Source organism: Leptolyngbya sp. FACHB-711 (assembly GCF_014695615.1).
GTDB lineage: Bacteria > Cyanobacteriota > Cyanobacteriia > Elainellales > Elainellaceae > Leptolyngbya_A.
In genome coordinates, this window is sequence record NZ_JACJOR010000484.1 from 1 (window position 1) to 11,818 (window position 11,818).

Below are 11,818 nucleotides of genomic sequence, written 5' to 3' on the forward strand. Positions count from 1 at the left end.
ATTACGCCCAAAATGGACATCTCCGATATCTGGCTGAATTCTATGCCACTGAGTTTAACAAGGTACGCGAAACATGGGAGCGTTATAACCATGATTTAGTCGCCGGATTTAAGCAATTTCTAGACAGTAACAATCTGGAGATTATTACCTGTGGGGCGACCCATGGCTACTTTCCCTTAATGAAAATGTACCCGCAGGCAGTCTGGGCACAGATTCAAGTTGCCTGTGAACATTATGAACAGCATTTTGGACGATCGCCAAATGGCATCTGGCTACCGGAGTGTGCTTATTACGACGGATTAGAGCGCATGATCGCCGATGCCGGACTGCGCTACTTTCTCACTGATGGTCACGGCATTCTCTACGCCCGTCCCCGTCCCCGCTTTGGAACCTATGCGCCCATTTTCACTGAAACCGGTGTGGCAGTCTTTGGGCGCGATCACGAATCATCGCAGCAGGTTTGGTCTTCAGAGGTGGGTTATCCAGGTGCGCCGGAATATCGCGAGTTTTACCGCGATCTAGGCTGGGATGCGGACTACGAGTACATCAAGCCCTACATCATGCCCAACGGGCAGCGCAAAAACACAGGGATTAAATATCACAAAATCACCGGACGCGGACTGGGACTGAGCGACAAATCCCTCTACGACCCCTACTGGGCACGGGAAAAAGCCGCCGAACACGCGGGCAACTTTATGTATAACCGCGAACAGCAGGTCGAACACCTCTACGGCATTATGCAGCGTCCGCCGATTATCGTCTCGCCCTATGACGCAGAGCTTTTTGGTCACTGGTGGTACGAAGGTCCGTGGTTTCTCGACTACCTGTTCCGCAAAACCTGGTACGACCAGAAAGCCTACGAAATGATTCACTTGGCGGACTATCTGAAACGTCATCCGTCGCAGCAGGTTTGTCGTCCGTCGCAGTCGAGCTGGGGTTTTCGTGGTTTCCACGAGTATTGGCTGAATGAAACCAACGCCTGGATCTATCCCCATCTGCACAAAGCTGCCGAGCGCATGATCGATCTATCGCACCGCGAACCGAGCGACGAACTCGAATGGCGTGCCCTAAACCAGGCGGCAAGAGAACTGCTGCTGGCGCAATCTTCGGATTGGGCATTTATTATGCGAACCGGAACAATGGTTCCCTACGCTGTCCGCCGCACCCGATCGCACCTCCAAAGATTTAACAAACTGTGGGAAGACCTAAACCAGGGCAAAATTGATTCGGGCTGGTTAGAAAAGGTTGAAGCGATCGACAATATCTTTCCAGAGGTGAACTATCGGGTTTATCGACCGCTGGGCTAATCCTCCTGGCTAATCCTCGAACAGACCTGATCAATCCTCCTACCCGCGCATCAGCTAGCGATCGTTAATCTCAACCACAATTTTGGTGGTTTTTTTGCCGCCGTCTTTCTTTTGTTCGTATTCAGCCAGTGCCTCCAGAAGTTTTTGTTCTGGGGTCTTTGGTTTTTCATCTTTTTTCTTAGGAGCCGTATCTTGCCAAAAAACAATTCCAAAGATTGCCAGAACTGAGAGTAATATCGCTTCCACGGGTAATAACTCCTTCTTAAAATTAGTTCAATTGCACTCAATTCTATTCGACAAGACACTGATTGATTTCTGTTCTTATACAAGGGATCAATAAGAATTTCCAGATTCGCTCCAGGCAGGCTAGAAAGCGCGCAATTGGTTGATTTCAAAGGAGAAGCGATCGAAAAGTTGGATAACAATTAGCTAACTCGATCATTGCAATTTAATCAGCGGCAATCAACTAGGAAATGGCAAAGTTGCTTTCAGAAACTCCCCTACTAAATTGCGTCTTGCTGTAATTCGTTCAGATTAGTTTGCTGTTTGAGCAGATTTATCGATCGCAAAAAAAGTATTACAAGAGCGAAAAGACTTTTATAGTTTTGTCCTTTGAAAAGGATTAAAAAAGGTGGGAGATACCCACCCTGTTCGCTCAAAATGTTCTGGTTTTCCCCAAAAATTCGGTTGTTTAGCGCAGTGGATGATGCTCAGCCAGCAGTTTTTCGACTCTTGCTTCATCGACTTTTGCCAGCAGTCTTTTCGACTCATGCTCATCCCGCACGGTCTTAGTGAGGCTGATCGTGGAACCGAGCGTGAACGCCATGCCCATGCCGAGATAGCCCTTCACCCAGCCATCCACAGGCAAATAAAGAATGCCGATCGCCGTAGCAGAAGTTGAGATCGCAAACGAAAGCCAGGTTTGGATAATCCAGGCTTGGCTATGAGATTGAGCGGTTCGAAGTTCTTTCATACGAGTGAGGTGTAGAAGCGAGGTGACTTTCATCTTATCGATTGGATTTTTTGCCTAATTTCAAGAATGTGACAGTTGCGACATTGCCTTTTGGGTGTGACATTGCCTGTTGGGTGATGCCAGAGGTGGGGAACTGCTTCGCTTCGTCCTTAATCTCGATATGATGCTGCTAAGTTGCTAAGATCCTGCTAATCCGCTTCATTCCATTGCTCGCTTTTTTGCCCACGTTACTTTGCTGCTCACTGCCCACTTTTTTCTGCTCACTGTTTGCCTGCCGCCATGAATGACACTGTTCTTGATGTTCGTAACCTGCACGTTCAGTTTCAGACCTCTAATCGCATTACTAAAGCCGTAGACGGCATCTCATTTCAGGTCAAACGCGGGCAAACCCTGGGAATTGTAGGCGAGTCTGGTTCTGGAAAGTCAGTGACTTCGCTGGCAGTCATGGGGCTAATTCCCTCGCCGGGGCGGATTCCTGAGGGCGAAGTCTGGTTTCAGCCCAACCCTGAAGCGGAGCCTGTGAACCTTCGATCGCTCACGTCAGAGCAGATGCAGCACTATCGCGGCGGTCGGGTATCGATGATTTTTCAGGAGCCGCTCAGTTCGCTCAATCCGGTCTACACCTGTGGCTTTCAATTGGTCGAGGCAATTCGGCAGCATGAACCAAATATTTCCCCTTCAGAAGCGCGACGACGGGCGATCGGCTTATTGCAGGAAGTGAAGCTCGTGCCTTCTGATGAAGAACTTCAGCAGCAGGCGATTGACTCCTGGCAAAAAGAGCATCTGGGCAGTAGTTCGAGAGACAGTGTGAAGGGCAGTTTGGGCGATCGAGAAATTACCAGTCTGGTCAACGAGCAAAAGTACGCCATGCTGGAACGCTACCCCCATCAGCTTTCGGGCGGACAGATTCAGCGGGTCATGATTGCGATGGCGATTTCCTGTAATCCGGCACTGCTGATCGCCGACGAGCCAACCACTGCGCTAGATGTCACCGTGCAGGCGCGAATTCTGGATCTGCTGCGGGAACTGCGCGATCGACGGGGAATGTCGATCATGTTTATCACGCACGATCTGGGCTTAATTGCCGATATTGCCGATCAGGTCGCGGTGATGTATCAGGGCAAGATTGTGGAGTCGGGTGCGGTGTGGGATATTTTCTCGAATCCGCAGCATCCCTATACGAAAGGACTGCTTGCCTGCCGTCCCCAGCCCACGCGCCACCTGCGAGTTTTGCCGACCATCACCGACTTTATGGAAGTGAGCACCAGTCCCAGTGGGGAAATGATCATTCGCGAGAAGTCACTGAGTGTGGATCAGGCATTGCGATCGAATGCGGCAATCAGCCCGGAAGAAGACCATCAGCGGGTGATCGCCCTTCAGCAGCAGTCCCCCATCTTGTCGGTGCAGAATTTGCAGGTGGGCTATCCGATTCACGGTATTTTTGGACGGGCACAGCGACTGGCGATGGCAGTCAACGGCGTTTCATTTCAGGTGTATCCGGGGGAAACGCTGGGTCTGGTGGGCGAGTCCGGCTGCGGCAAAACGACCCTGGCGCGAACGCTGCTGCACCTGGTCAAGCCAACGGCAGGACAAATTGTTTTTGAAAACAAAGACATTACTCGCGCCAACGGTGGCAAGCTGCGGCAGCTTCGACGCGAAATGCAGATTATCTTTCAAGATCCGTTTAGTTCGCTCGACCCGCGCATTACGATCGGCGAAGCAATCATGGAACCGCTGATGATTCACAAGGTCGGCAAGAGCCGGCGCGATCGGCTGGAGCGAATGTCTTACCTGCTCGATCGGGTGGGACTCAATCCAGAATTTAGCAATCGCTATCCCCACGAGTTTTCCGGCGGTCAGCGGCAGCGAGTTTGCATTGCCCGTGCCCTGGCACTGAACCCGAAATTTATTATTTGCGACGAATCGGTTTCTGCGCTGGATGTGTCGGTGCAGGCGCAGGTGCTGAATTTGCTGAAAGAACTTCAGGAAGAATTTAAGCTCACTTATATTTTCATTTCGCACGATTTGAGCGTGGTTAAGTTTATGAGCGATCGCATTATGGTGATGAACCGGGGCAGGATCGAAGAAATTGACACTGCCGATTCGATTTATCGCCGTCCACAAACGGAATATACCAAGCACCTGATTGCGGCAATTCCCTTAGGCAATTTGGACACGATCCGCGATCGGCAGACCCGGCGAGGATTTGCAGTGAGCTAAAAGCGGCAATGCGGCAACCGGAACAAGCGAGCCAGGAAGCGCAGGTCATTCACTGAACTCAGTCCATACTGCTTCCAAACTCAGGGATCGTTGAGAATCTACTGCCGTCCGTAGCATCAAAACCTACTTCAGCAGAAACACTTTGAGCTTCAAGCCCCGATCGTTTTAAGAACTCAAGCCGTTCAAGCTAGCCGCACAGTCAGCTTCATTTGCGAATTGTATAAGCTGCGCGTCTTGAGCGATCGTCCCGGCTAGGTCGGTATCAGCTTCGCTATCAGGTCACTTCGGTAGACAATTCTCCCACTGTCCCCCAGCCCTTAGAACTGGACAGCAGACTTTTCAAATCCGGTGGGCAACCAGGCGATCGACTTCGACTATATAACGGCTCCTGGTGAAGACCTCTTCTCGACCTATTCCTCTATTCAGCAGCAATCTTATCAGCTTCAGCGGCGGTACGTTTTTTGCGGCTCCCTTTGTGGCTGGCATTGCGACTCTGATGCTCAGCGCAAACCCGATCCTGGCTCCGGCTCAAATCAAAGCAACTCTCACCCAAACTGCTGGGAATATGCTGCCTGGCTAAATTCCCCAGAAACACCAATCCAATTGGCATCCGGCTCAATTATCTCATTGCGCTTGATCCCCGATTACGATACTGTTAATCGACGATGGGGCTTATTTACAGACTGAAATTCGTGAATTGTTAGGTTGGACTCGTTAGGTTGGACTACTGGGTTAACAATGTTTGGGTTAACAATGTCATACGCTATGCTGCACTCGTTAGACCTGCGGGATACGCTAAGCTGGGTGATTCAAGACATCCACTCTCAGGGGTGGGCACAGGGCACGGGGGGTAATTTTAGTGCAGTGATCAGCCGCACCCCGCTCACGCTCTTGATGGCTCCGAGTGGGATAGATAAGGGGCTGGTGCAGCCAGAAGATTTAATCGAAGTCGATGGTGAGGGCACCGTAGTGCAGGGGAAAGGGCGCACCTCTGCGGAGACGCTGCTGCACCTTACGGTCGTCAAAGAAACAGGAGCAGGAGCCGTGCTGCATACCCATTCAGTCTTTAATACGCTGCTGTCGGAATACTATGCCGATCGCGGCAAAATCATGCTCTCTGGTTACGAAATGCTAAAGGGCTTAGAAGGCATCCAGAGCCACGAAGAGACGATAACAATTCCCGTTGTGCCCAATTCGCAGGACATGAAAATCCTGAGTCAGTCGGTGCGTCCGTTTTTGTCGGATACGGCGCGTTCTTACGGTTTTCTGGTGGTCGGGCACGGGCTATACACCTGGGGCGATACCCTGTTTCACGCCCGGCGGCATCTTGAGATTCTCGAATTTTTGTTTGAGTTGACCTATCGTAAGCTCACACTTCGCTAAGCTGGAATACTGTGACTTGCGTTAAGGGACGAAACAATGGCAGTTCTCACCATTCCAGAGGAAAATCGGCAAATTAAAGACGCTGGCGAAATTGAGGCATATTTGAAGGCGATCGGCATTGGCTTTGCCCGGTGGCAGCCGAGCCACCCGCTGAGCGAAGCGGCAACCAGCGAAGAAATTCTCGCCGCCTACGCTTCAGAAATTGAGGTGTTAAAGCAGCAGGGCGGCTACGTCACCGCAGATGTGATCGACATTAAGCCCGACATGCCCAATCTGGAAGCCATGCTGGCAAAGTTTAGCCGCGAACATGCTCACGCCGAAGACGAAGTACGCTTCACGATCGAGGGACACGGACTGTTCCACATCAATCCCCAATCGGGCCCAGTGGTCAGCATTCAGGTAGAACCAGGCGATCTGCTCGTTGTGCCCCAGGGAACGCTGCACTGGTTTGATCTCTGTGGCGATCGGCGAATTCGCGCAATTCGGCTATTCCAAGACTCCGTAGGCTGGACGCCTCACTATACCGAGAGCGGTAAAGAGCAGGGGTTTGCGCCGCTTTGTTTTAGTGCGCCTGCGATGGCAGCGGTTTAAGCGGTGGTTTGAACAGTCTCAGGGGTGTTCTCCATCGCCCCCTAAATCCCCCAACCTTTGACTTGCCGCTCTAAAAGAGCGAGGGGGGACTTTGGTTTGTTAAGCTCTTTTCGGGGTTGGTATGATCGATCGCATTTCTCAGGCAGTCCGCGTGATTCTCCTGGATATTGAGGGCACGACGACCCCCGTCGATTATGTATTTGGGGTGCTGTTTCCCTATGCAGAAGAACAGGTTGAAGCGTTTTTACAGAAGCACGGGCAGGAGGAAGCGGTTCAGGCGGATCTGAAGCGGCTGCGGCAGGAGTATGAAGCCGATTGCTTGGCAGCTTTTCAAAGAGATGCAGTTCCCCAAAGGGATAATCGTGCAGAAAACTTGCCTGCTTGGGAGGGAAACGCGCCTGCGGCGGCAGTGCCCTACATTCATTTCCTGATCGCGATCGATCGCAAATCAACCGGACTCAAATCGTTGCAGGGCAAAATTTGGAATCAGGGCTATCAGGATGGAACACTGCGATCGCAGATCTTCCCCGATGTCAAACCCGCGTTTGAGCGGTGGATAGCAGCAGGCAAGCGGCTGTATATTTTCTCGTCGGGAAGCGTACAGGCGCAGCAGCTTTTGTTTCGCTACTCGGAAGCAGGCGATCTGACGCAGTTTTTGAGCGGCTATTTTGATACGCAGATCGGCATGAAGCGCGAACCGGAGAGCTATCACAAGATTGCAGCAACGATCGAAGTTCCACCTGCCGAAATTTTATTTGTTTCTGATGTGGTCGCAGAACTGACAGCAGCGCGATTGGCGGGAATGCAGGGGTTGTTTTCGCTGCGTCCGGGCAATTCTTCCTCGGATTCTGAGGGTTTTGGAGTCGTGCGATCGTTTGATGAGATTTAGCGAGTCTGCAACCGACAAAAATCTAGAATCCGATCGCTGACCTGCTGCGGCTGATCCAAATGAGGGGCATGACCTGCTTTTTGAATCCATTCGAGCTGACTGCCGGGAATTGCTCGCCTGAATTTTTCTGCATCGGCGATACCGAGAATATCGTCTGCGGTTCCCCACAAAATCAGCGTCGGCTGCTGGATTTGAGAAATTTGCTCAGCGAGATTGCTATACCCACCACTCAGGGTAAAAGAGCGGATTGCGGCTGCCCAGTCCGGCATTTCCTGATGCAGCAGTAAACAGCGCAAATCATCTGCTAATCCGGGATCGAGCGCCGGAAAAATGGGCAGAACTCCTGCCGACAATAAAGTCGCAGCCGTCAGCGCAGCCTGTTTGCGAAAGTGCAGCCATGTGGTTCCCAATTCAATGAGCGGGACAGGCAGAAATTGACCGATCGGAAAACTCCCAGAAAATCCCACGCTATCCATTAAAACGATCGCCTTCACCCACTCTGGATAATGCAGCGCGAAATCAAGGGCAACTGCTCCACCCAAAGATGCGCCAATTAAAATCACAGGTTCATGAATCCAATCAGCAATCGTACGCTGAAGATGCAGACGGATCGTTTGAGGATTCACGGGAACTTGAGCAGAGTACGCCGTAAATCCAGAGCCATATAAATCGATCGCCCAGATATCTTGAGCAGGTAAAAACGGCAAGATTCGCCGAAATTCTAACAGGGAACTGTCGAAGCCATTCAGAAATAAGAGTGGTGAATGAATGCCCGATCGCAATTCAGAAATACGTGCGTGAACAAAAGCAGTATCGATTGCGGTGATGCCCTGAGGAAAAGCAACCTGAACGGTCTGCCGCTGAATCTGATGAAGGAGGGCGATCGCCCGTGGGTCTTGAATTTCATTCGCTGAGACAGACAAAAAGTCAGGAACCATGACGCTTCTCCTGTAATTTCAGGTAATCTTCCATCGTCTGCGCCAGCTTGACGTAGATTCTCGCCTACAGATTTTCTGCTCCTGCTGATGGCGGCTCAGAATTGCCTCTGCTGAGTCGGTCAAATTCGGATCGCGGTAGGGAATGGCAGCGCGGGTGCAGAGGTGCTCCTGCTCCATTCGTGTCAGGGGATGCAGACCTGCTGTTGTCCACGCGCCGATTGTCCCTTGTGACCATTCGTGGGTGGGATGCAGTTCGTCGTTCATGGGAATTGTGCCGATCGTCAGTCCGGCTTCAACCATAGCCGATCGAACACAGGCAGAGCGCGAGTAGGTTGCCAGCGTTCCGTCGAGGGCAAGACAGCGCACGATTCGTTGAAAAAAATCCACTGTCCAGAGCTGGGGACAACGACGGGGCGAAAAGGGGTCAAAGAAGATGGCATCGGCAGCAAAGCCGGATTGAATCACCGGATCGATCGTCTGCCGGGCATCGCCAATTAGCAGCGTGGCTTGCAGTCGATCGGTCTGACAAACGTGCTGTTCTGCCAGGGATTTTAGAACGGTCTGCACCGCAGGCGACCAGGACTGAATTAGCGGCGGCTCGATTGCTCCCGCAGGAACAGTCGCATCCCACTCCAGCCCATACACCTGCACCTGACAAGCTGGATTCACCGTCCAGATTGTTTCCAAAGCGGCTGCTGTGTTGTAGCCCAAACCGTAGCAGACATCGAGCAAGTTGAGCCGATCGCGAGTCGCTTTTTCTGCCAGATGGGTCGCTTTTACAAATTTGACAAACGCCTCTGCCCTTGCGCCCTGCGTACTGTGAAACGTTTCACCAAAGGTTTCCGAGAAGAAGGTGAAAGAGCCGTCGTCGGTGGCTTGCGGAATCCAGGAAGGCGCCATGAAACCCATGCTATCGCAATCCGTAAAACCAGCCGCGATCGACCACACCACCCATCTGAAACTCGCGATCAAAAATTGCCAAATTTGCCACGTATCCGGGAGCAATGTCACCGAGTTTGTGATGCAGTCCGAGCAGTTGAGCCGGATAGGTTGATGCCATTCTGAGAGCTTCTGCAAGGGGAATTCGGACGTGCTGCACACAGTTGGCGATCGCTTCGATCATCGTCAGGGCTGAGCCGCCCAGGGTTCCATCTGCCGAGACACATTTGCCGTCCCGGTAAAACACTTCGTTGCCGCCGATGATAAACGAGGTCATGTCTGTGCCAACGGGCGGCGTCGCGTCGGTGACAAGAATCAGCTTGTTCTGCTTCAGCCGATGGGCAAGGGCGATCGAGGCAAAATGCACATGATGACCGTCTGCAATAATGCCTGCATACACCTCTGGGTGATCGAACACGGCTCCCACCATGCCCGGTTTACGTCCCTGCCAGGGCGACATTGCATTAAATAAATGGGTGGTCATGTTCACCCCGGCCTCAAATCGATCGATCGCCTCTTCGTAGGTCGCATCCGTATGTCCTGCCGAAACCACAATGCCGCGATCGGTCAGGAGTTTTATTTCTTCTACCGCTGCCAGTTCCGGTGCAAGCGTAACCAGACACACGACTTCTTTTCCGGCAGCTGCGATGATGTCTAGCATTATGCGATCGGCAGCACGAATGTAATTTCCATCGTGAATTCCCTTCCGTTTCGGGTTCAGAAATGGTCCTTCCAGATGCAGCCCCAGCACTGAGGCGAAGTGCGTTTTGCGATAGGTTTTGATTAGATCGATCGCCGCTTTAATCTCTTCATCAGAGGTAGTGATCAGCGTAGGCAAAAAGCTGGTCGTACCGCTTTTGAGATTCGTCTGGTGCATGATGTCCAGCGTTTCGGCGGTAATTGCATCGTTAAACATCACCCCGCCACAGCCATTAAGCTGCAAATCAATAAACCCAGGGGCAACAATTTGTCCATGCAGATCAATCACCGCATCTACTTCGGGCAGCGCATCCGCCGGAACCAGATCCACAATTCGATCGCGATCGATCAGCAGTGCGCGATCGTCAAAAACATCTTTTGAGGTGAAGATCGTTGCGTTCGTTAAAGCCAGCATTCCACTAATACAGCCTTTTTCGCTCTAGTAAAATAGAGGCGTGGGGGTCTGCTTCCCTTGCTGTGAGTTTCACCCCTGCCCCCATTTCTTATACTTCATTAGGCTAGAAAAAGGCTAGAAAAAGGCTGTATCAGGGGTGAAATCAGGTTTTAGGCAAAGAACTGATTACTTCACGAAACTTAGTTCAGGTTATAGGTATTACTGCGACAGAAATCAAACTGATCCTGGACATAGCTACCGTCATCGAAGTCTGCCTTAATGTCATAAATGCACTCAGAACTGCCCAAAGTGAAGTTGATAAAATAGCCGGAATTAAAAGTGCCATTTAGTCGATTAGCTCCCCAATCATCACTGCTTGCAGGAGAAAGATAAAGCTCAATGATGTTGCCTCCTGTATTGTTGTTTATTCACACTGTTCGACGCGAACTTGAACTTGGGCGGCTAACAGAACTTTGACCTCCATTGCGTTGCTGAGCAGTAAGCAAGCGTTCGCAGCGATCGGCTGCGTTAGAACCATAGATGTTAGCTTGCCGTAGATCTAAAATACATTGCCCTAGTGATTGCGTAGGCGGCAGATTTTGCAGTTGATTAATACAGCGATCGGCTGCGTTAGAACCATAGATGTTAGCTTCTCGTAGATCTAAAATACATTGCCCTAAAGCCCCCTGAGTTGGCTGAGCCACTGCTTGATCCTCGTGAATGGGACTCAAGGCAATTCCAGCACTAAAAGGCAACAGGGTCACCAATGCAGCAAGCTTTTGAGCAATCGATTTTGCCCTTGACATAATATTCACCGTAGAAGGGATAGGTTGGATGATTGATAGAAAAAGGATTTTGAAACAAAAGCAATCCCTGTGAAAAACAGAGAAATTACTCCCTGGCTGGCGACTGCCCTACCCCAACACAAATAGAAGCAGAATACCGTTTCGCAACGATGCGCTTGGTGGTGCAGTGGAGTATTACCCTAGATTGCTGTTTCATTCCAACATAAAGCTGGCTTTCGTCCGCTGACACCTAACATCCATTAGTGAAATGATTAACAAGTTGGGCTGCTTTGCGCTCTTACAGCCTTTTTACTCACGCAAGGGACGGGGGGGTGTGGAGGCTTCGCCCTCGCTCAGGGTAAAACCCCTGCCCCCCAATTTTCTACTTTGTTAGCCTGAAGAAGTTTGTAATCTAGACTTGGAGGATGTGTTAGGAATCTATCGCGTTCAGAACCTCCAGAGTTGAGGGATTCAGAGGCAATGTTGCACCTCGAACATTCCTCAAACCTTTTCACCCATGCGTTTCTCTGCCTTCCAGCGTCGGGCTGTCTTGCTCCAGCTCTTTGAAGTATTTTACCGTCTTCACTTTCAATTCCAGCGTCGCGTCTTCATCGCACACAATCACACTCCGGGGATGAAGCTGAAGCGCAGAAACCGACCACATGTGATTTACACCATCCTCGATCGCGTGTTGCAGTGC

At 51.1% G+C, this 11,818-nt stretch carries 13 protein-coding genes; 6 read left to right on the plus strand and 7 right to left on the minus strand.

The window, feature by feature from the left end; all coding sequences use genetic code 11:
- Positions 1–1,307 (plus strand): glycoside hydrolase family 57 protein (locus H6F80_RS22655; RefSeq protein ID WP_190793794.1); only part of this gene is annotated, 1,307 nt, incomplete at its 5' end.
- 54 nt (positions 1,308–1,361) lie between these two features.
- Here the strand turns inward: H6F80_RS22655 and H6F80_RS22660 are convergent.
- Together H6F80_RS22660 and H6F80_RS22665 are read right to left on the minus strand one after the other, a co-directional pair.
- Positions 1,362–1,553 (minus strand): hypothetical protein, encoded by a 192-nt coding sequence (locus H6F80_RS22660; RefSeq protein WP_190793795.1) that lies wholly within the window; start codon positions 1,551–1,553, stop codon positions 1,362–1,364.
- 445 nt (positions 1,554–1,998) lie between these two features.
- A complete protein-coding gene (locus tag H6F80_RS22665; protein WP_190793796.1) occupies positions 1,999–2,280 on the minus strand; it encodes a YiaA/YiaB family inner membrane protein in 282 nt (93 codons plus the stop codon).
- Between the two features lie 279 nt (positions 2,281–2,559).
- On the opposite strand from H6F80_RS22665, the gene H6F80_RS30475 reads away from it, so the two are divergent.
- From H6F80_RS30475 to mtnC, 5 genes are all read left to right on the plus strand, one after another.
- Positions 2,560–4,500, plus strand: coding sequence for an ABC transporter ATP-binding protein (locus tag H6F80_RS30475; protein ID WP_190793797.1), 1,941 nt, complete (start codon positions 2,560–2,562; stop codon positions 4,498–4,500).
- Positions 4,501–4,891: 391 nt separating this feature from the next.
- On the plus strand, positions 4,892–5,080 hold the full coding sequence (locus H6F80_RS30480) for a S8 family serine peptidase (protein ID WP_199296760.1): 189 nt from the start codon (positions 4,892–4,894) through the stop codon (positions 5,078–5,080).
- Positions 5,081–5,265: 185 nt separating this feature from the next.
- Positions 5,266–5,883 carry a methylthioribulose 1-phosphate dehydratase gene (gene mtnB / locus H6F80_RS22680; RefSeq protein ID WP_190793798.1) on the plus strand — a complete coding sequence of 206 codons (618 nt, stop codon included), beginning with the start codon at positions 5,266–5,268 and terminating at the stop codon, positions 5,881–5,883.
- A gap of 36 nt (positions 5,884–5,919) precedes the next feature.
- Positions 5,920–6,474, plus strand: coding sequence for a 1,2-dihydroxy-3-keto-5-methylthiopentene dioxygenase (locus tag H6F80_RS22685; RefSeq protein WP_190793799.1), 555 nt, complete (start codon positions 5,920–5,922; stop codon positions 6,472–6,474).
- Between the two features lie 121 nt (positions 6,475–6,595).
- Complete coding sequence (gene mtnC / locus H6F80_RS22690; protein WP_190793800.1) at positions 6,596–7,363, plus strand: acireductone synthase; 768 nt, start codon at positions 6,596–6,598, stop codon at positions 7,361–7,363.
- On the opposite strand, the gene H6F80_RS22695 is transcribed toward mtnC, so the two are convergent.
- The 5 genes from H6F80_RS22695 to H6F80_RS22715 all read right to left on the minus strand — a co-directional run.
- Positions 7,360–8,301: an alpha/beta hydrolase gene (locus H6F80_RS22695; RefSeq protein WP_190793801.1), complete on the minus strand. Its 942-nt coding sequence runs from the start codon at positions 8,299–8,301 to the stop codon at positions 7,360–7,362. The genes mtnC and H6F80_RS22695 overlap by 4 nt on opposite strands.
- A gap of 18 nt (positions 8,302–8,319) precedes the next feature.
- Entirely contained in the window at positions 8,320–9,201 is an 882-nt protein-coding gene (locus H6F80_RS22700) for a tRNA (5-methylaminomethyl-2-thiouridine)(34)-methyltransferase MnmD (protein WP_190793802.1), read from the minus strand.
- 10 nt (positions 9,202–9,211) lie between these two features.
- Positions 9,212–10,354 (minus strand): N-acetylglucosamine-6-phosphate deacetylase, encoded by a 1,143-nt coding sequence (nagA, locus tag H6F80_RS22705; RefSeq protein ID WP_190793803.1) that lies wholly within the window; start codon positions 10,352–10,354, stop codon positions 9,212–9,214.
- A 407-nt stretch (positions 10,355–10,761) separates the two neighbouring features.
- Positions 10,762–11,139: a hypothetical protein gene (locus tag H6F80_RS22710; RefSeq protein ID WP_190793804.1), complete on the minus strand. Its 378-nt coding sequence runs from the start codon at positions 11,137–11,139 to the stop codon at positions 10,762–10,764.
- A gap of 490 nt (positions 11,140–11,629) precedes the next feature.
- On the minus strand, positions 11,630–11,818 hold a 189-nt coding region (locus H6F80_RS22715; protein ID WP_242067519.1), incomplete at its 5' end, for a hypothetical protein.